We start from the raw sequence: 20,872 nt of genomic DNA on the forward strand, positions 1-20,872 counted from the left end.
TTACCACTTTCTAAATTAAATACAAATCTTTATCTTAAAACAATATTTTTCTTTAAACACACAAATCAATAAAACCTATACTTCTTTACTAAATACTTTTATGAGCAGTGTATATAATCAAATTATACTTATACAACCGTCACACAATATTAGTGTCTGGCTCCATTTCTATACGTTAGATCTTTTCACCCTCATTTTCCATTGCCCAATTTTACATTTAACATCTTTTTTTTCCTATCTTTTCCTCATCTCCACCCTAACTATTGGTGCCTGACACTTATTAAAACAAAAGATCTGCATAACTCCCTTTTTAAGGGAATTATGACTTTTAATTATTACATATTGGTAACAACGAAATACTGGACAAATCCTATTATCGCACCAAGTGCCGCACCTGCAAAATTTATAAAACTGAAATGTTTTTTCATTAGTGAAAAAAGCATATCTTCAAGTGTTTTTTCATCGAAATTTGAAACTCTCTCCTCTACGATTTTATCAATATTGGCTTTTATAAAAATTTTAGGAACCTCATCTTCGAGAAACGAAACTATTTCGTTTTTGATAATGTCTTTTGTTTTGTCTGAGTTTAATATGTCACTCACCTTCACATCAAAATCCACACTATCAAAAACAGACTTTATCATATTTCCGCTTACAAAACTTGCAAACATTGGAAACTTTTCTGCTACAAACTTTTCTATAAAAGATGAGATTTTTTCAACAATTTCCTCTTTTTCCATAAATTCAGTTACTTTTTTATCCAAAATCTTTTCAATTTTCGCATCGATAAAATTAACGATTTCTTCTTTTACTTCTTTTTGAGAAATTATTTTTTTAATCTCATCTTCACTTAGTATGTAATCCCTTACAACTTCCCCGACTTTTCTTGCCAGAGCTTCTTTTTCTCTTGGAATCACTCCCTGGGGAAAAACAGTAAAACCGCCTATTTTTAAAGGCTTATAAGGTCTGAAAAGAAGTTTTATGGCAACATAGTTGGTTACATACCCAATTAATGCCCCGATACCTATGCTGCTTGCTAAAACGGCTGCATTCATGCAAAAATTTCCTTATATCTATCTTCATCGAATCCTACAACAACTTTCCCGTTATCAAGCTCTATCACAGGCCTTTTTATAAGTAGATTCTCCTTACAAAGCCACTCTCTCTTTCCGTTTTCGTCAAGATTGAGCTCTTTTAGTTTTAAGGTTCTGTATTTTGTACCTCTGTTGTTAAACAGTACGTCTATTCCCGCCTTTTTTATCCACTCGTCTATCTTATCACACCCTACCGGCTCTTTTTTTAAATCGTGAAATTCATATTCTATTCCGTTTTCATTAAAAAACTTAAGTGCTTTTTTTACACTTCCGCATGTTTTTATTCCGTATACTTTCATTTCTCCTCCTTAATAGGTTTAAGATTCATAACTTCAGTCAGATAAAAAAATCCTCCTCTAAGCTCAACAGCATTAAGACCGACTTTTTTTGCTATTTCAAGTGCCTCTTGGATATAAACTCCCCTTAAATCCATTATTCCGTATTTTGTATTTTTGTCCAATTTCATTAATTCTTCAGTAAAACCTGAATGAAATGGTATGTGTATTGAATTTGGCATTTTACCGTATTCTTCTACTTCTTCTTCATCTCTTATATCGATAATAGTCACTTCTTTTAACAGTTCATACGTAGGAAACGCATCCGCTCTTGGTTCCCTTTTTTCTTCCCCGAGCTTTAACTTTCTCCCCTTTGTAAAAAAATCAAACAAATTTTATCCTTTTTAGATTTTTTTTGGAATAATATCAAATAAACAGATTTTTTCAATACCGCTTAATCCGTTATGTCTTCCCACCTTAACCTGTCGCCTTTTTTCAAATCCTTACACGCTTTTTTACCTAATATCTCAGGTAAATATTTAGGATGAAGTCCGTATCCCGGACGTATTGATTTTATATTTTCTTCACTAAACGTTTCACCTTTTTCGATGTCTTTTACCACATACAGACTTCTTGCAAACTGACGCCCGCTTTTAGGTTTGAAATTAACTTCCCCCATCATCTCTTCCGTTTCTCTAACAGCCATAACCATTTCTTTAAACTCATCAGGTGTTAAGCTGAAATCCTTATCGGGAGAATTTAAATTTTTATCAAGTATAAAATGCTTTTCAATAATCCTTGCCCCCATTGCTGCAGCCGCTACGGGAGCGGAAATTCCTAGCGTATGATCCGAAAAACCAACTTCTACATTAAATATCTCTTTAATAGCCGGAATTGTTTTTAAATTCACTTCACTTCTTGGCGTGGGATATGCGGAAGTACACTTTAAAAGAGCCAATTCAACACCTCTTTTCTTACATATATCAGCCACATCCTGAATTTCCTGAAGTGTTGCCACCCCGGTTGAGATTATCATCGGCCTGCCTTTACTTGCGGCGTAATCTATCAAATCATAATCCGTAATCTCAAAAGAAGCTATTTTATATGCAGGAGGTTCAAACTGTTCTAAAAAATCCACGGCTTCCTTGCTAAATGGTGAACTGAAAACTTCAAGTTCCAAGCTCCTTGCGTAATCAAAAAGTTCTTTATGCCATTCAAGAGGTGTCATCGCTTTTTGATACAAATCGTATAAATACTCATCTTTCCACAAATCCCCAGCTTTAAATTCATCCCTGTCTATTTTTAAAGTCATCCACTCCGGTGTGTAAGTTTGAAGTTTTATCGCATCAGCCCCGGATTCTTTTGCGGCGTATACCGTATCTTTTGCAGTTTTAAGACTGCCTGCATGATTTGCGGAAAGCTCCGCTATTATAAAAACTTTTTTTGAAGTGTCAAAATTTCCTATTTGCATTATATTCCTTCACATAAAAACTGATATTTGATTTTTTGAGCCCTTTTGTAAATATCCAAATTCTTTTTTATATTTTTCCATTTCTCTTTTGTAAGTTTCATTTTATAAAATTTTTCATCTTCATCCACCACTTCCACTCCGAAATAACGGTTAAACTCCAAAGCCCTTTTATTTTCTTTAAGTACTTCGGAATTCAAAACATCAAACCTTTCAAACATATAATCTATAAAAAGATACACCGCCGCAACCGAAACAAGAGGCATTGTTGTTTTAGAAAAAAATATTCCCCAGTTTTTTACGGTTTTATCATAAAAAGTGAAATTAACCCCGCCTTCAATATTACCCTTTACAAACAAAGCCATATAACACCTGCTTTTATCCATATTTTGTACCCATTTCAAATGTTCTTCAATGGTTATAAGTTTATTATCTGATGAGGAATTTCTTACAAATTCAGAGTTTCTTATTTCAAGAATTTTTTTATGCTCATCAATATTCATAAGCCTGTAATCTTTAAATATCCACATCAATAATCCTGCTTAAAGAACTCAACAGATCAAAACCGTCCCAGACTTCTGAGAAATTCATTGCATCTCCGACGTTTACATATCTGTCAAAGCCTTTTGGTTTAACGTTTTTTATAGCTTTTACAAGTTCTTCTTTTTTTATACCGGCAAGTGAAAGTGTTTGTTCTTTTTTTGTACTGAATTTTAGCAGTTCTTCAATCGAATCAATATCAATATCATAAAAAACACCGAGCCCCGGATGTTTAACTCTATCTATCACATCTAATGAACCGACTTTTACCACATACAGAAATTTTGAGTGGTATACTTTAATTTTTTCTTCAATAGCCATAGATACCACCGCATTAAAACGCGTTATTCCCTCTTTATCTTCCAACCGTGGATTTTTTCTTTGTATAAACTCTTCAAATTTTTGCCAAAACTCTTTTTTCTTATCTTTATCAACCGGTAAAAAACATATTGCCCTAACGGAAGAACACGCCTGTTGAAGAAAAGTAAAACTGTCCCTGTATAATTTTTCAAAAAACTGCTCATTTAATTCTATATTGTTCAAATCTAAAAGTGCAAAGGAAAATTTATCGGCAAATGTTAACTCCAAAGCGGTTGGTTTTAGAGGGATTTTTCTAATTGTATTAACTGTTTCATCTCCTCCCCATATTATCCTCAAGTCACATATCGAAGAAAAAAATTCGTTTATCTCTTCTTCGTATCCGTATCTTGCGATATAGAGCTTGTTTTTAAGTTTTGGATATTTGTTTAAGACTTCTTCAATTTTTTTTATAAGAGTCAAAATCTGCTCATTTGTTTTTTGACCTATTCTTAAAATATTCACATTCCCGACAAGCATAGACAAAACAAAAGAATACACAAAAATTGTATCCACGTTACTCGGTGCGATATGAAACGCAACTCCACGGGGCAGAACAATATTGTTTTCATACTTTTTGAAAAAATCTTTTTTCATCTTTTCAATATTTGATTTTCTAAGCCAAAACCCGAGGGCTACAAGTTCATTATATTCTTTCAATTTCAAAAGTTCCTTGGAAAGAGAATCCAAAAACCCCAAAACTTCATTATCAAAAGGATTTAAAAATTCACCTGTGTTAATTTCATTAAACTTAACTCCTTTTGGAATTACAAACTCAATTTCCGAAAGTATCACTGCATCCCCTTTGTTCGGCTTTTTTAAGTCTCCCTAATACTTTAAAATATTTTCCTTTTCTTCCGCACTTACAGTCATCCTCACCCAAAATCACCCCGACATCCTCCGTTAATATCACATGTCCGGGATAGCTTTTAGGAACTAAAGACAACAGTTCAATTACCCCCTTTTGGCCTTTTGGAAGCGGTTTAAGGGTTATCGGATCTCTGATAATAATATCAGCAAAGTTCGGTGTATGCAGATGTCCCTCTTCACACTCAACAAAAATTGATCCGACCTGTTCTACCATACCATAAAAATTATGAATGTTTTTTAATCCGCAACATTTTGCAAATGAGTTTTTAAACAATTCATTGCTTACTTTTATATTTTCAAGTTTCTTCCATCCGCCACTGTGAAAAAGTATTGCGTTGCTTAAATCAAGATTCAAATCTTTTATCTGTTTGTAAAAATATTCCCAAACCATAAACGTAAATCCGAAAATCAGTATTTTTTCATCTTTGTATGTGTTTAAAAACTCCGATAAAAGCTCTTTTTTAAGCCTCATATCATCATCTAAAACATACGTATGTTTTCTTCCGAAATTTGAAAGCCCGAGTATCCCTGCCGCCCGTGCGGAGAACTTGTATCTGTTGGAAACGGTTGATTTTGTATCTACAATAAGCATCGGAAGTCTTTTTTTACCCAGGAAATCCTGCATAATCTTAATTAACGCTTTTGTCTGTAACACAGCCGTTTCTTTGTCCAAAAATATCTTTGAAACTTTTGAGGATGTAGTCCCGGAAGAAGTTAGTGTTTTTACTATATTTTGGCTTGATTTTAATTCATATTCCTTAAATAAAAGCACAGGCATTGGGAAAAAATCTTCAAGTTTTTCGGCTTTCTTGTAACCAAACGCATTAAGAATATTTTTATATTCATTGCAGTTCTTATAATGAAAATTAGTTAGCTCATTGAGCTCACTGATAAGTAAAGCCTCTTTTTGCTTTTTTTCCAGACTATAAGGGTTTAAATCATAAATATTACTCATCATATGCAATCTTTATAAGTTTTTGGTAATCGATTTTTCCGTTGGATTTGGACGGAAATTCATCTATTTTTTTAAAACTTAACGCTTTAGGGTTAAATTTATACTTCTTTTTTAAAAGTTCCAAAGCCTCTTTATCGTCATCCAGAGAAAATACGGTTATATGATTGTCAATCCCAACGAGGTAAACATCCTTATATTTTGATTTCAAAAAATGCTCGCATTCATCGAGATTTATTCTGTTTCCGAACATTTTTATAAATCTTTTAGCCCTTCCGGTTATATAACTGTATCCTTCTTCATCTTTATATCCCAAATCACCCGTACGCAGCACACCCTTAAGCTCATCGCCTTTATTTAAGTCTTTATAAGACGTCGCGTAGCCAAGCATTACGTTTTCACCTCTGTAAACAAGTTCGTTATCTATAAACTCTATCTTGCCTCCCGGAATTGCAACACCGATTGAAGTCGGTTTTTCAAGTGTTTTATGAGGAGGAAGATAACTTATTCTTGCAGTTGCCTCAGTCTGCCCGTACATTACATAAAATTCAACACCCGACTCTTTTGCGTTTCTTGCAAAATGTAAAACATATTTTTGATTAAGTTTACCGCCGGCCTGGGTTGCAAACCTGATGGACGGATGTTTTTTAAAATCAAACTTAAGCCTGTAAAGCATTTCGTAATGATATGGCACACCGTTAAAATTCGTAACCCCGTGTTTGTCAAACTCTTCCCAAAACTCCCTTTGCATAAGGGACTTATCGCTTAGAACGATTTTGGCCCCTTTTAAAAGATGCGTATGCAAAACGGAAAGTCCGTATGAATAATGCAAAGGCAATGAGGTAACAGCCGTATCGTTTTGTGTAATCGGAAGATAGCCCGTAATTGACTCGGCATTTGCATAAAGGTTTTTTTTTGTAAGTCTTACATATTTTGATGACCCGGTAGACCCTGAAGTCGGAAGAAGCAGGCTCAACTCTTTATAAATATCAAGTTTTTGAGTATTAAATTCCTGCAGATTTTCATTTTCGTATATTAAATTAGGCTTATATTCGTTTAAAAGACTCTTTTTAAGGTCACTATTCAAATTTTTATCAATCATCAAAACTGCATAATTTTTTCTCAAAAAGCCCAAATAAGCTATAATATTTTGAATTGTAGGCTCAATAAAAAACGCCACAAGCCTTTTTTGGTCATCCAATAACTCACAAAAATCACTGATTTGTTTTTCAAGCTCTTCATATGTTACTTTGATGTCGTTTTGAATCAATGCGGTATTTGTACCGAATCTTTTTAAATTTCTATCGAACATAATCCTCCGTCCACCTCCAATACAGTTGACGTAATATAATTTGACATATCACTTGCAAGAAACAGAATACTTTTAGCTATATCGTCAGGAGTTGCCAATCGTTTAAGAAGTATTTGAGATGAGAGTTTTTCTTTTGCGTCATTATCTAAATTATCAAGTAAAGGTGTGTCAACCACACCCGGTATTACGGCATTTACCCTGATAAAAGGGGCGAGTTCTTTTGCCAGGGATTTTGTAAACCCGATAAGTGCTGATTTGGAAGCACTGTATGCCACATGGCCTTTTGCACCTTCCACTCCCATAATCGAGCTAACGTTAATTATTGACCCGTTTTTTTGTCTTAGCATAATTTTTGATGCGAACTGTGCCATATACATTTGAGAAAAAGTGTTAATCTCAAACACTTCTTTAATCGTTTTATCGTTCGTCATCATAAACATCGATGAATGAATAATACCTGCGTTATTAACCAAAATATCGATATTTTTTGTAACTTTTCTGATATTGGAAAAAAGGCTTTTCACCTCATCGTATTTACTCAAATCCGTATCAAAAAGAGCTTTTCTATCAATATCTTCAGTTGCTTTTTCAAGTTTTTCCAAATTTTTGGAAACCAAAATTACAAATGCACCGTTTTTGGAAAAAAGACGGGCCGTTGCAAGTCCTATTCCACTCGAAGCTCCAGTAATAACCGCTGTTTTACCCTTTAACATTACTGCTCCAGGTATTTAGCTACAATCTCTTTTGCTTTTGCAAAAGAACTCATATCTATAATATCATCCGTATCAAGCATTATGTCAAACTCGTCTTCAATTGCGGCAACCAAAGTCATATGTGCCACACTGTCCCATTCGTCAATTGTGTTGTACTTTAAATCGTCAGTAACCTTTTTTTCCTCTATTCCGAGAGACTCGGCAAATACTTTTTTTAATCTTTCTTCCATTAATATCCCTTTTTTTTAAGACTTTATATTTTTTACTTTTTAAATATTTTACTAAATTTTCCTGATTTTCGGCAACTTGCACGGCAATAAAACCAAGCCCCATGTAAATAGCCTCATAAGCAATGGTACTCGGTGTTATAACCCCGAATTTAGCCTTAGCCATCCCAACTGCCACATCTTCATCGATATGAAGCCTACACCATCTGTTTAAAAAACAGAATTTTTTAAGTTTTTCCAAATGTTTATTGGCACTTGTAGTGTAAAAGTCGACTTTTAAACCGCAGTCTTTTAACTGTTTCAAAACCTTAAGCCCGATTCCCTTAGCATCAGTCCCACCGAAACTTATGAAAACTCCCTCTTTTTTATAATATTTTTTCTTTGCTTTTATAAAATTTTCCCCCACAAGAGGCTTTATAACCTTGACCTTTTTAGGATCATCGTATTTATTAATATTTACACCTAAGTTATGATTAATAATTTCATCACAACAATGTTTTTTATACATATCATCAAAACAGATAAGTTTAATATTCGGGAATAATTCTTTAAATTTCTTTTCATCTTCATATGTAAAATTATAATTATCTACCACCACTTCTTTTGGTTTTAAACGTCTTACGACATCAAAAAACTCATTTTCGTTATTTATTTTAATTATCGGAATATCAGTATATTTTTGCTCACATTCCTTACATACTATAAAAACTTTTTTATCAATTTTCCATTTTCCATTTTCCATTTTCCATTCTAAAAAGGCTTCAAGCCTTTTTAAATGCCCAAACCCCGTTTTAGCAGAAAAATCGACTCTTAAAATTACTATATTTTATCCTTTCAAACAGTTCTTTATTAATGTTGTTGAAATATCTTTTGTTCTTGGTAAATAAATCACTTCGCAATATTCTTTTAAAAAATCAAACTTACCTTTCCAGTCATCTCCCATCACAAAAACATCAATATTATACTTTTTAATATCTTTAATTTTTTGCTCCCAAGAATACTCCTCTATAACCATGTCAACATACCTTATGGCTGAAACTATCTCTTTTCGCTCATTAAACGGAATAACTGTTTTTTTTCCTTTAATTTCATTAAACTCATCGTTTGAGATTCCTACTATTAAATAATCGCCTAATGCTTTGGCACGTTTTAACAGATTCAAATGTCCTATATGAAACATATCAAACGTTCCGTATGTTAATACTTTTTTCATCCTTTCTCCAAACTAAAAATTCTTTTTGCACTGTTTTCATCAGCAAAATCGAAAAAGAGATTTTTTATTTTTTCTCTATTACTTTTAAAATCGTCTTTTCCCCTAATTACATTATCTATTTCTTCAACCAGCTCGCTTTGCGTCCTTACCTTAGGCCCGGGAGTAAATTTATAGTAATCAAACAACAAATCTTCACCTAAATCTCTCTTTCTTGCTTCTACATACTCTTCAAAATCGTAATTAAAAAATATCATCGGCCTGTTAAGCAGTAAAAAATCATACATAATTGAAGAATAATCGGTTACCAAGATATCAACATATTTCAAAATCGGATAAACATCACCAGAAGTATTATAAAATATTACGTTACTATAATTTTCTTCTTTTATACTATCTCGATATTTATCCAATACATAAGGATGCAGTTTTACATAAAAAACAGCATTAGTTTTTTGCATTTCCTCATTTAGTTTTTTAAAATTCAATGGAAACAGTTCAAATCCGTTTTCCCTGAATGTCGGCATATAAATTATTATTGTTTTGCCATCTCTTTTATTTTCCAAAACCTGTTTATATATTTGTTTATCACTAAGTATAAGATCTAATTCATTCACTTTTTTATTTAATAAAATATCATTTCGAGGATATCCGTAATTTAAATATTTTTTAGCGTTAAATACTTTTTTAAAAACTTCTTTATTTAAAAAATTTGATGTAGAAACAACAAAATTATAGTTATATTTTGACCTGTCCCTAATGGGTTTTATAGGTATTCCATGCCAAAGTTGAATTGTTATTTGCTTGTTTGAGACATAATCCAAATAATCAAGTATAAAATGATCCAGATAAATCTTCTTAGCCAAAGCCGTATACAAATAACCTCTCCAGCTGAAAAGTTTTACAACCGGAAGGTTGTATTTAAGGAGTTCTTTATACTGCTCTTCATTATCTGTTAAAAGAACCGCGTCTTTTTTGTTTTTTATATAATATAAATACATATGTTTTATATTCGCATCTACAAATCCCTCCGCTATAAAAATGCTTATTTTACGCTTGTATTTTATTAAATCCAATAGCTTTGATAAAACCTTTAAAAACTTCTTTTTGTTCTTATTCCTAACCTGTGCAATTTTATCTTTAGTTTTTGTTGTCAATATGTCTATATGTGTAAAGTATATATATTCTTTTTTTGAATTTAAATCAATTTTATAAATTTTATTTTTATCGGCGTATTTTTTAATTGTTTTATATATTTCGTCAAAATGATTGGGAGAAAAAATAAAAACAGCGTCAATTTCGTAATTTTTTATATCCTCAGGTTTAATTAATTTATCACCTTCTTTATACGAATCTATATAAATTTCACTATTAATATCAAACTTCTCTTTTAAATACTTTGCAAATTTTTCAGTTAAAGGTGAATACGGAGCTATTAAAACTCTTTTGCCTTTAAATTTTTCAAAACTCACAATATTTCCTTAATTCTTTTACAGCTTTTGCCGTCTATGTAATCAAAAAATTTATTCATAATTTCTTTTCTTTTTTCACCAAAATCGTCATTACCTTCTAAAATATAATTAATTTCTTTTATTAATTCATCCTGATTAAACACCTGTTTAGCGGGAGTATACTCATCATAATCAAACAAAAAACCGTTTCTTGTCGTGACATACTTCTCTTTATCATAAACAAACGAAATAATAGGTTTATCCAAGAGTAAATAATCATACAATACCGAAGAATAATCGGTAATTAAAATATCGGTATTTTTTAAAACAGGGTAAATGTCGTGTTTTGAAGGATAAAAAATTATATTTTTATATCTGCTTTGTATAAGTTCTTTTACAAAAGGGTGAAGTTTCATAATAAAAACAATCCCAATCTTTCCAAACACTTCATCCAGATAATCGAAATCCAACGGTGGAATATTATCCTCCAGTATATCCCTGTATGTCGGCATATAAACAATGGTTTTTTTGTTTTCACTCAACTTATAAATCCCCTCATCACATAAAACCAGGTCATCTTTGAGCGTTTCCCTGAAAAACAGGTCATTTCGAGGATATCCGTAATTTAAAAATTTATCTGCACTGAATATGTTTTTAAAATTCGTCTCATTAGTCCAGTTTGACGTGGAAATAAAATAATCAAATTTCAAATTCTTAACAGGATTTAACTTTTTTATTCCCACACCGTGCCAAAGCTGGATTTTATTTTGTTTTGCTGTAGTATTATTAAAGTACTCATATATCATCTCATCAACTATAATATTTTTGGCAATTGCAATTTTGATATAACTTTTTAGAGAATTAAAAGGCACATATTTTTTTTCCAATTTTTCGGCAAGCTCAGTATTGCTTATAAGTTCGACCTTCTTTCCTTCTTTTTTTAAAAAAAGATATAAATATTTCGCATTTCCCCCTATGAAGTCTTTTGTTAAAACAACTGTTAAATCTCTTTTTATTTTTAATAAATCAATTATATTTGCAAAATATTTTTGTATTTTTTCAAACAGTTTTATTTTAAGTTCTTTTTTTATTTTTTTTAATTTCTCTTTTTTTATTCTTTTATTATCAAAAAGTTCATAATCATTACTTTTTTTTACAACTCGGTACACGCTTTTTTTATTTGCATTTTTTACTATTTCTGCATATATAGACCAAAAAAACTGTTCGTTATAAATCAAAATATAATCATAATCCAAATCTTTGATTTTGTTATATCTGTAAATCTTATCCCCTGTTTTGTTTTTATCCAAAAAACCGACAACTTCAATATCTGAATTTTTCAGTTTTTGTGCAAATGAAACTGTCAAAGGTGTAGCAGGGGCTAAGAGAACTTTTTTATTTTTAAAATTATCATACAACTTACATACCTTTTTTTATATCAATAACTTGCCCTGTAATTTCACTGCTTAATACCTCCAAACTTTTGAGTGCTACATATTTCGCATCAAGAAGAGTATCTTTTGGCTCTTTGCCGAAATTTTTTATCCTCATAGGAGTCAATGTTCTTGCCGGGTTTATACAGTTAACCCTGATTCCATCATTTAAAAATTCTTCCGCCAAAGCCTGAGTTAAATTAACAATCCCTGCTTTTGTCGCAGAATAAACAGAATAACCCGCCCTTCCTCTTGTATAAGAGCTTGAAGTAAAAAACAGTATCATAGAACCTTCTTGTAAATAGTTAACAGCATATTTCGCCGTTAATATAGAGCTTTTCAGATTAATATCAATCTGCTCTTCAATTTCATCCTCATTTAGATCTTTTAAATTTTTCTTTATCAATACTCCTGCAGTGTTAATTATAAAATCAATTTTTTTCTCTTTTTCAAAAACCTCATTCAATGCTGTTTTAATTGATTCTTTATCTCTTAAATCATATCCTTCTCTTCTTGAAAAACTAAATACTTTAGCTCCTGATTTTTCAGCAAGTCCAACAATTTCTTTACCTATTCCACTGCTTCCGCCAAATACTACCAACACTTTCTCTTTTAAATTTAAATCTTTATTTTCTATTTCAACACTCTTAAGCTGTATTATTTTTTCGGCAAAAAGAAGATCTGCGGGATAAGTTATTTTGATATTGGTTTCTTCCCCGTTAACAACAAATATAGGTTCGTCCAAATAATATTTCACTAATCCGCAATCATCCGTAAAGGTTCCTGCAGTTTTATCAGCGTAAAATTTTTCATATGCATTTTTAATAGTTTCCAGTTTAAAAGCCTGAGGAGTCTGACCTCTTTTTAATTTTGACCTCTCCGGTATAGATTTAATAACATCATTTTCCACTTCTATAATTGTATCGGCTGTAGGAATCGCCACATCAACGGCATTATATTTATCTAATGCTTTTATTGTGTCATTTATAATTCTATGAGAAACAAACGGTCTTACAGCATCATGAAAAATTAAATTGCATTCCGGATTATCTTCATATTCTTTGATTGCCGAATAGCTTGAATCCTGCCTTGTTTTACCACCTGAAATAATTTTTTTAACTTTTTTGTATCTGTTTTTTTCTACAATTTCTTTGTATTTTTCAAAAAACTCCTCATTAGCTACAATACATATTTCATTAATATTATCATTTTGTTCAAAAACATCAATAGTATATTCAATAATGTATTTTCCTGCAAGCCTCAAAAACTGTTTCGGTAAACTCGCACCAAACCTGCTACCCACTCCCCCGGCCAAAATAACTGCAATATTCATCATTCTCCTTTTATATAGCCTTTCTTAACCAAATATTCATACATTATTTCCGCTCTAATAAAATCATCAATAGTATCAATATCCTGAACCAAATATCTCGGAATAACAATTGGAATAGTATCTTTCCCGAAAAACACGTCATCACTTCTACATCCAATTTTTTTCCAGTAAAACTGTCCGGCATCGTGATAGGCAACTTCTAAATCCTGACTTCTTTTGTGAAAATTCGATTTATCAAACATTTCACACCTGCCATTTACTATCTTAAAAGCCCTCTGAATTGGATATTCAAAACTTGTAACACTAAAAGAAGCGCATGCATCTGAATTTTTTAGTTTTTCGTACCCTTCTTTTAAATAGTTTACTTGTAAAAAAGGAGCTGTAGGATATATCATACATGCAAATTTATATCCGTTATTTTTCTTAAGTTCATTTATCGCATGTTTAAACACTTCTCCACTTCCGGTATAATCATCCGCAAGCTCTTTTGGACGATAGAGTATTTCAGCACCGTATTTTTCAGCAACCTTTGCAATCTCCTCATCATCCGTTGATACGACTACTTTATCAAAAAGTCCAGATTTTTTAGCCGCTTCTATACTGTAAGCAATTAAAGGTTTACCACAAAATTCTTTTATATTTTTTTTAGGTATTCTTTTACTACCACCTCTTGCCGGTATTACGCATAAGTTCAAAGCAACTCCTCCATACAATCAATAACATAATCCTGCTCTTTTACGCTTAAGCTGTAATATATCGGCAAAGAAAACGCTTCAAGATAATATTTTTCCATTTGTGGGAATTTTTTAAAGTATCCTTTTTTAACATAAAAAGGCTGTTGATTAATAGGAATGTAGTGGTATTGAAGTCCTATACCTTTTTGACGCATTTTTATAAAAAACTCCGCTTTTTCATCAAACGATTTAAAAGGATACCTCACCACAAAAAGATGATATGAGCTTTTTTCATTATAAGGATAAAGAGGTTTGATTTTTTCAGGCAGATTATCATGGTAATATTTTGCAATTTGACGTCTTTTAGATAGAAACATATCCACTTTCTCGAGTTGAATTAGACCCATAGCACACGCAACGTCGCTAAGGCGATAATTATATCCCAAATCTACCATCTTATATTCCCAAGGATACATTGAAGAATCTTTTACTATTCCATGATTTCTTAAACGAAGCAGTTTTTTATATATTTTTTCATTATTAGTGGCCACTGCCCCGCCTTCAAAGGTAGTAATATGTTTAACCGGATGAAAAGAATATGTGGCTATATCACAAACCCCGCCGTCTTTACCAAAATAATGAGCATTGTCGTAAAGAATTTTTACTCCGTATTTATCTTTTAAATATTTAACTTTTTCGTCATCCAAAGGATGTCCGCTAAACGTAACCAAATAAACGGCTTTTATTTTTTTATTTTTTTTTAGTTTTTCTTCGACCAAATCCAAATTTATAAGCCCGTTATTTTCAATATCCACAAATATAGGCTTAGCCCCAACATAAAGAATAGAATTCGAAGTAGAAAGAAAAGAATTCGGAGTAGTTACTGCTCTGTCACCAACATTTAATAACACTCTACTTGCTAAATGTAATGCTGTCGTGCCATTGCTTACAACCACAACATATTTAAACCCAAGCCTATTCGCTAATGCTTCTTCAAATTCCTGAACCTTAGGACCCGTTGTTAAATAATCACTTTCAAGCACTTCCAAAACAGCTTTTTTATCACATTCATCAACATACTGTTTCCCATATGGAATAAATCCATATTCTGAATTCTCCATATTTAATTCTCCATTTAAATAAATTCTTTCGCTTTTTTCAAAAACTCTTCTTCACTTAACCACCAATCATTACTTCCTGAAGAATATTCAAAACCATATTCAAGTTCTTGTCCTTTTTCCCCGATATTGTTACTTGAATAATCCGCATCAAAACTAAAATTAATCGTTGGTTTTATTACATAATGATCATCGAATTCGACACATCTGTCATCTTTTGTAATCATAACTTCATGCATTTTTTCTCCAGGACGTATTCCTATATATTTAAATTTACACTCAGGGCACATAGCTTTTGCCAAGTCAACTATCTTCATTGAAGGAATTTTAGGAACAAATATTTCACCGCCTTGCATTCTTTCAAAGTTTTTTAAAACAAAATTCACACCTTCTTCCAGCGTAATTAAAAATCTTGTCATATCTTTATGTGTTATAGGAAGCTCTTTCACCCCTTCTTTGATCAGTTTTGCAAAAAACGGAACTACACTTCCTCTGCTTCCTATAACATTACCGTACCTTACTACAGAAAATCTCGTTTTTCTTTTACCTACCAGATTGTTAGCAGCAATAAAAAGTTTATCACTTGCAAGTTTAGTAGCACCGTATAAGTTAATAGGAGCGGCTGCTTTATCGGTAGATAACGCAATAATTTTTTCAACTTCCAAGTCTATTGCGTTATCTATTACATTTTGAGCACCGTTTATATTCGTTTTAATACATTCCATTGGATTATATTCAGCAACAGGCACGTGTTTAAGGGCGGCTGCATGTATTACAATATCCACATCCTCCATAGCTTTTCTGAGTCTGTCTTTATCTCTTACATCACCTATGAAATATCTCATACATTTATCATTAAATTTTTGAGCCATTTCATACTGTTTTAGCTCATCTCTACTATAGATGATAATTTTATTTGGTTTATATTTTTTTAATAAAATTTCAGTATATTTTTTTCCAAAACTCCCCGTCCCACCTGTAATAAGAATATTTTTTCCATTAAACATCGATTCTCCTAAATCTAAACTGTTATAATTTTAACAAAATAACCGATATAAAAACAAAAAGGTAACGTATGTCTCAAATTTTTGAAAAAAACATAAAAGCACTACTTGAAAAAAAGCCTGAACTTGCTACAAAACTTTTTGCATTAAAAACACATAACGATTTTGAAGTTGTTCAACAAGGCAATGATCCTATAAATTTAAATATAATCGACAAAAAAAGAAATTACCCAATATATGAAACACAGCCTTTAGATGAAATTCAAAAAAAACAGCAGCATTTTAAAGAAAAATATGAAAGATATCCTGTTTTATTTTTTTTCGGAATGGGTAACGGAATATTTATAAAACTTCTTTTTGCAAATAGTTCATTAAAAAAAGTTTTTGTATTCGAACCAAATTTAGAAATATTATATATAGCATTTCATATTGTAGATTTTTCAGAAGAAATATTAAATGAAAAACTTGAAATATTTTTACCTCAGGAATTCACATTCGCAAAAGCAATGAGACTTTTTTCACATAAAGATGTACAACTTTTTGCCAAAACTTTTGAACTTCATATTTATTCAAATTATTATGAAAAATTTTATTCAAATACCATTATTGAAATAAATAAACTCTTAATAAGAGCTATAAAACAAACCATAACCAATTTCGGTAACGATACAATTGATACATTGATAGGAATAGAACACCATATAAATAATATACCTACAATGCTTAAAAATCCATACTTTTCTCAATTAGAAAATAAAAAAAATACTGATGTGGCTATAATAGTTTCAACAGGACCTTCACTTGCAAAACAACTTCCCTTATTAAAAAAGATACAAAACCATGCCACATTAATATGTATTGACGCTTCAATGCCTATATTGGCAAAACACGGAATAGTCCCTGATTTCGTAACATCGTTAGAAAGAGTACAGGCAACAGCTAAATTTTTTAAAAATACTCCTCCAAAATTTCAAAAAAATATAATAATGCTACATGCATCTTTACAGCACAAAGATGTTTTAAAATATTCTAAAGGTAAAAAAATACTCCCTATGAGACCTTTCAGACATACAAAATATTTCAAATTAGACAAATTCGGTTATTTGGGCATAGGAATGAGTGCGGCTAATATGGCTTACGAATTAGCATATTTTATGAAATATAAAACTATAGTACTTATAGGACAAGATTTGGCTTATTCTGAAGACGGAAAATCACATAGTGAAGGTCATGTTTTTGGTGCAAATCAAGTTAAACATAAACCTACTGATGAATATGTTACAAAATATGGAGGTAATGGTGTAATTAAAACAACAAGAGTATGGAATATGTTTAGAAACTTTTTTGAAAAAGATATAGAAGATGCTAAAGAGCAAGGTGTTACAACTATAAATGCTACTGAAGGAGGGGCAAGAATTCACGGTGCAATAGAAATGCCTTTTTCTGAAGTTGTTGAAAAATATATTGACACCTCAAAAAATAAAAAAGAAATTAAACTCAGAACATTATCTGATAATACAATAAACAAACTCTTATTAAAATCACATAAAAAAATTGAAACAATGGTAAATTACGGACAAAAAGTTCAATCAAAAATTGAAAAAGTATTTTTACAGGTTGCAAAAGAGTGTGAAAAACTTGCAAAGTTAAAAGATGAAAATAAATTAGAAGAAATTGATTATGAGAAATTATTAAAACTTTCGAATAAGATAGATAAAATTAAAGATATTATTGAAACAGAAAGATTTTCTCTTATCTTTGGTGAAACAATTGAAAGTTATTTAGTAAATAAGGAACTCGATCTTGCTAAAATAATGGTAAGACCTTCAAATACCGAAATAGAAAAAAAAGCAAAATTAATAGAATGGATAATGCAACATAAAGAATGGTTATTTATGCTTGCAGGAAGTATAAATGCACAAATCATAGTAGTAAAAAGAGCGGTTAAGAATTTAGAAAGAGAACTAAAAAAAAGAAATCTTCAATTCAATAAGATTAAATAAACTTCTTTTTTAAGTGTCTTTTAAAATAATCCTCTCATAATTACCTTTTTATATTTTTTTTAAAATTATTAATCAAAATCAAAGTTTTTAGCGACAGACACTAAATAAACTATATAAAAAAAGAGCAAAAAGCCCTTTTATTATTGTAGTAGTTTTAATACATTTTGTTGTACTGCATTTGCTTGAGATAATGCGTAACTTCCTGATTGCGCAAGTACGTTGTATTTTTGGAAATTCGCAGTCTCTTCTGCAAAGTCTACATCTCTGATTTGTGATTCTGCAGCTTTTACGTTTACCTGTGTTACTGAAATATTGTTAATTGTACTTACTAACTGATTTTGTACTGAACCGATGTCAGCCCTAATTTTATCCAAATAATGTGCCGCTGCATCCGCAATATCCATAACAGCCATAGCACCTCTTAATGATGTAACACCAGCTCCGATTTTATCTCCAAAATAAGGAACGTTTGAGTTAGCGAATGCACCGATTGCACTTGCCTGATCTGCTGTAAAATTACCTTTAATACTTCTTAGATTAATTGTTGTTTGTGCTTCATTTCCATTAAATCCTGCTAAAGATGCCGTTCCGGATATGATTATATCTCTCGCATCAAGTCTTGTAAGTGTAAGTCTTCCGTAGTTTTCTATTTTATTACTTCTTAAACCTGCAATAGAATTAATTCCTGTTCCAGAAATTTTTATCCCTCTACCGTCTAAACTTCTTAGGTTTAGATTACCTCTTTCATCTACATATGCTTCTACACCTGTCTGATCTTTTACCGCATTAATTGCAGCTACAAGTTTACCATCACTGTCATTTGCTTTTACATCAATAATATCTCCGATAGTAACACCGTTAATTGTAAGACCTTTAATATCTCCTCCTGCTACTGCCGCGCTACCTGTAGTAAGAACTTGCCATGTGGCTTTAACACCAATCTTATCAGAGTTTTTATTAATTACTTCTGCTAAAACTCCGATACCTGTTCCTGCACTTGTAGAAACAATAACACTTTCAATATTTACATCATGGATACCGTCTACTGCTTTAAATGTAAGATTTACATTAGCTGCAGCAGTAATCTTTGCACCAGTTTCAAATCTTGTTAATCCGATTTTATCAGATGAAGTCGGTCCTATACTTGCTTTTACGGTTTCATTAGAATAAGCACCGATTTGGAACTCTTTGTTTGTAAATTGACCACTTAACAATGTCATACCGTTATAACTTGTAGTACCTGCGATATTGTCAAGTTCTTCCATAAGTCTAACAATATCTTCTTGTAGAGCTTTTCTTGAATCCGCACTTTGTCCATCCTGTGCAGCCTGAGTAGCTTTTACTTTAATTGTATTAAGAATTTTTACTTGCTCATCCATTGCTTTATCTGCAATCTGAAAAAGTCCAATTGCATCATTAGCGTTTCTGATAGCTTGACCAAGTGAATCTGCCTGATCTCTTAATGCATCTGCAATTTGAAGACCAGAAGCATCATCTGCCGCTTTATTAATTCTAAGTCCAGTTGAAAGTTTCTCAAGTGAACTGCTTAAATTTCTATTATTTGCTACACCAGCAGCATGTGCATTTAATGCTGCCACATTAGTATTTATCCTAAATCCCATTTGTATACTCCTTTATTTTTCAAAGGAGTAGCAAATTATGTTCCAAAAATAATTAGGTATTTAATAAGTACAAAAAGTAAGTTAATATTATTTAAAAAAACCCTATAAGTGTCTGTCACCATCTACAACATGATACTATAATCATAAATTTTGTATTTAATTTCCCTTTTAAACTTTCAATATACTCCCAAAAGGGAGAAGAAGAGATTATTATTGTAACAATCTCATTACATTTTGTTGTACTGCATTTGCTTGAGATAATGCGTAACTTCCTGATTGTGCAAGAAGATTGTATTTTTGGAAATTCGCAGTCTCTTGTGCAAAGTCTACATCTCTGATTTGTGATTCTGCAGCTTTTACGTTTACCTGTGTTACTGAAATATTGTTAATTGTACTTACTAACTGATTTTGTACTGAACCGATATCACCTCTAATTTTGTCAAGAAGTTTTGCAGCACTATCAGCAATATCCATAACAGCCATAGCACCTCTTAATGATGTAACACCAGCTCCGATTTTTTGACCGAAGTTAGCTACTAAACTATTTGCGAATGCACCGATTGCACTTGCCTGATCTGCTGTAAAGTTACCTTTAATAGCTCTTAAGTTAATTGTAGCTTCAGCACTTGCACTAAGTCCTGCACCTGTTCCTGATACAATTATATCTCTTGCATCAAGTCTTGTAAGTGTAAGTCTTCCGTAGTTTTCAACATGAGAAGTAATACCGATATTTGCAGCACCACTTGCTACATCTACAGAAATACCTCTACCGTCTAAACTTCTTAAGTTTAGATTACCTCTTTCATCTACATATGCTTCTACACCTGTTTGATCTTTTACCGCATTAATTGCAGCTACAAGTTTACCGTCACTGTCATTTGCTTTTACATCTAAAACATCACCAATAGTAACACCGTTAATTACTAAACCTTTTACATCTCCGCCACTAATAGCAGAACTACCAGTTTGTAATACTTGCCATGTTGCTTTAACTCCAGTTTTGTCAGAGTTTTTATTAATTACTTCTGCTAAAACTCCGATACCTGTTCCTGCACTTGTAGAAACAACAACACTTTCAAGTGAAACATCATGTACACCGTCTACTGATTTGAAAGTTAAGCTTACATTTGAAGCTGCAGTAATTACTGCACCAGTTTCAAATCTTGTATTACCGATTTTATCAGATGAAGTTGCACCGATTGATGCTGTTACTGTT

The 20,872-nt window shown here is 31.7% G+C and carries 21 protein-coding genes (1 of these 21 cut by a window edge); 1 reads left to right on the forward strand and 20 read right to left on the reverse strand.

What is annotated here, in order from left to right:
- Positions 1-335 precede the first annotated feature (335 nt).
- The 18 genes from NAMH_RS07835 to pseB all read right to left on the reverse strand — a co-directional run bounded on the left by NAMH_RS07835 (position 336) and on the right by pseB (position 16,034).
- On the reverse strand, positions 336-1,055 hold the full coding sequence (locus NAMH_RS07835) for a DUF445 domain-containing protein (protein WP_015901899.1): 720 nt from the start codon (positions 1,053-1,055) through the stop codon (positions 336-338).
- Positions 1,052-1,393, reverse strand: a complete 342-nt coding sequence (locus tag NAMH_RS07840) for an arsenate reductase family protein (protein ID WP_015902221.1) — start codon at positions 1,391-1,393, stop codon at positions 1,052-1,054. The genes NAMH_RS07835 and NAMH_RS07840 overlap by 4 nt, the downstream gene beginning before the upstream one ends.
- The gene (locus tag NAMH_RS07845) at positions 1,390-1,761 is read right to left on the reverse strand and encodes a rhodanese-like domain-containing protein (RefSeq protein ID WP_012663961.1); all 372 of its coding nucleotides are present in this window, start codon (positions 1,759-1,761) and stop codon (positions 1,390-1,392) included. The genes NAMH_RS07840 and NAMH_RS07845 overlap by 4 nt, the downstream gene beginning before the upstream one ends.
- 62 nt (positions 1,762-1,823) lie before the next feature.
- A complete protein-coding gene (gene pseI / locus NAMH_RS07850) occupies positions 1,824-2,840 on the reverse strand; it encodes a pseudaminic acid synthase (protein WP_015902402.1) in 1,017 nt (338 codons plus the stop codon).
- Entirely contained in the window at positions 2,840-3,367 is a 528-nt protein-coding gene (locus NAMH_RS07855) for a hypothetical protein (protein ID WP_015902747.1), read from the reverse strand. Before NAMH_RS07855 ends, pseI begins: the two co-directional genes overlap by 1 nt.
- The gene (locus tag NAMH_RS07860; RefSeq protein WP_012663872.1) at positions 3,354-4,529 is read right to left on the reverse strand and encodes an acyl-CoA reductase; all 1,176 of its coding nucleotides are present in this window, start codon (positions 4,527-4,529) and stop codon (positions 3,354-3,356) included. Before NAMH_RS07860 ends, NAMH_RS07855 begins: the two co-directional genes overlap by 14 nt.
- Positions 4,510-5,559 carry a LuxE/PaaK family acyltransferase gene (locus tag NAMH_RS07865; RefSeq protein WP_015902111.1) on the reverse strand — a complete coding sequence of 350 codons (1,050 nt, stop codon included), beginning with the start codon at positions 5,557-5,559 and terminating at the stop codon, positions 4,510-4,512. The genes NAMH_RS07860 and NAMH_RS07865 overlap by 20 nt, the downstream gene beginning before the upstream one ends.
- Entirely contained in the window at positions 5,552-6,868 is a 1,317-nt protein-coding gene (locus tag NAMH_RS07870; protein WP_015901794.1) for an AMP-binding protein, read from the reverse strand. Before NAMH_RS07870 ends, NAMH_RS07865 begins: the two co-directional genes overlap by 8 nt.
- On the reverse strand, positions 6,850-7,581 hold the full coding sequence (locus NAMH_RS07875) for an SDR family NAD(P)-dependent oxidoreductase (RefSeq protein WP_015902383.1): 732 nt from the start codon (positions 7,579-7,581) through the stop codon (positions 6,850-6,852). Before NAMH_RS07875 ends, NAMH_RS07870 begins: the two co-directional genes overlap by 19 nt.
- Positions 7,581-7,811, reverse strand: coding sequence for an acyl carrier protein (locus NAMH_RS07880; RefSeq protein WP_041361669.1), 231 nt, complete (start codon positions 7,809-7,811; stop codon positions 7,581-7,583). Before NAMH_RS07880 ends, NAMH_RS07875 begins: the two co-directional genes overlap by 1 nt.
- On the reverse strand, positions 7,747-8,550 hold the full coding sequence (locus tag NAMH_RS07885) for a hypothetical protein (protein WP_012663934.1): 804 nt from the start codon (positions 8,548-8,550) through the stop codon (positions 7,747-7,749). Before NAMH_RS07885 ends, NAMH_RS07880 begins: the two co-directional genes overlap by 65 nt.
- Before the next feature lie 84 nt (positions 8,551-8,634).
- Complete coding sequence (gene tagD, locus NAMH_RS07890) at positions 8,635-9,021, reverse strand: glycerol-3-phosphate cytidylyltransferase (RefSeq protein ID WP_015902580.1); 387 nt, start codon at positions 9,019-9,021, stop codon at positions 8,635-8,637.
- Positions 9,018-10,490 carry a CDP-glycerol glycerophosphotransferase family protein gene (locus tag NAMH_RS07895; RefSeq protein ID WP_015901967.1) on the reverse strand — a complete coding sequence of 491 codons (1,473 nt, stop codon included), beginning with the start codon at positions 10,488-10,490 and terminating at the stop codon, positions 9,018-9,020. Before NAMH_RS07895 ends, tagD begins: the two co-directional genes overlap by 4 nt.
- Positions 10,487-11,887, reverse strand: coding sequence for a CDP-glycerol glycerophosphotransferase family protein (locus NAMH_RS07900; RefSeq protein ID WP_015902220.1), 1,401 nt, complete (start codon positions 11,885-11,887; stop codon positions 10,487-10,489). The genes NAMH_RS07895 and NAMH_RS07900 overlap by 4 nt, the downstream gene beginning before the upstream one ends.
- A gap of 1 nt (position 11,888) precedes the next feature.
- Positions 11,889-13,235, reverse strand: coding sequence for a 2-C-methyl-D-erythritol 4-phosphate cytidylyltransferase (gene ispD / locus NAMH_RS07905; RefSeq protein ID WP_015901973.1), 1,347 nt, complete (start codon positions 13,233-13,235; stop codon positions 11,889-11,891).
- Entirely contained in the window at positions 13,235-13,930 is a 696-nt protein-coding gene (gene pseF, locus NAMH_RS07910) for a pseudaminic acid cytidylyltransferase (RefSeq protein ID WP_015902808.1), read from the reverse strand. Before pseF ends, ispD begins: the two co-directional genes overlap by 1 nt.
- Positions 13,927-15,030: a DegT/DnrJ/EryC1/StrS family aminotransferase gene (locus tag NAMH_RS07915; RefSeq protein ID WP_012664001.1), complete on the reverse strand. Its 1,104-nt coding sequence runs from the start codon at positions 15,028-15,030 to the stop codon at positions 13,927-13,929. Before NAMH_RS07915 ends, pseF begins: the two co-directional genes overlap by 4 nt.
- 14 nt (positions 15,031-15,044) lie before the next feature.
- Positions 15,045-16,034, reverse strand: coding sequence for a UDP-N-acetylglucosamine 4,6-dehydratase (inverting) (pseB, locus tag NAMH_RS07920; RefSeq protein ID WP_015902669.1), 990 nt, complete (start codon positions 16,032-16,034; stop codon positions 15,045-15,047).
- A 68-nt stretch (positions 16,035-16,102) separates the two neighbouring features.
- Here pseB and NAMH_RS07925 point away from each other — a divergent pair, with 68 nt between their 5' ends.
- The gene (locus NAMH_RS07925) at positions 16,103-18,034 is read left to right on the forward strand and encodes a motility associated factor glycosyltransferase family protein (protein WP_012663848.1); all 1,932 of its coding nucleotides are present in this window, start codon (positions 16,103-16,105) and stop codon (positions 18,032-18,034) included.
- 140 nt (positions 18,035-18,174) lie between these two features.
- On the opposite strand, the gene NAMH_RS07930 is transcribed toward NAMH_RS07925, so the two are convergent.
- Positions 18,175-19,656: a flagellin A gene (locus tag NAMH_RS07930; protein ID WP_015902607.1), complete on the reverse strand. Its 1,482-nt coding sequence runs from the start codon at positions 19,654-19,656 to the stop codon at positions 18,175-18,177.
- Between the two features lie 210 nt (positions 19,657-19,866).
- A protein-coding gene (locus NAMH_RS07935; RefSeq protein ID WP_012663673.1) for a flagellin A crosses the window boundary here: on the reverse strand, positions 19,867-20,872 show its 3' portion. The gene runs 464 nt beyond the window's last position; only the last 1,006 of its 1,470 coding nucleotides appear in the window; the start codon falls outside the window, past its right edge; the stop codon is at positions 19,867-19,869.

The sequence above is a fragment of the Nautilia profundicola AmH genome, assembly GCF_000021725.1.
Taxonomy (GTDB): domain Bacteria; phylum Campylobacterota; class Campylobacteria; order Campylobacterales; family Nautiliaceae; genus Nautilia; species Nautilia profundicola.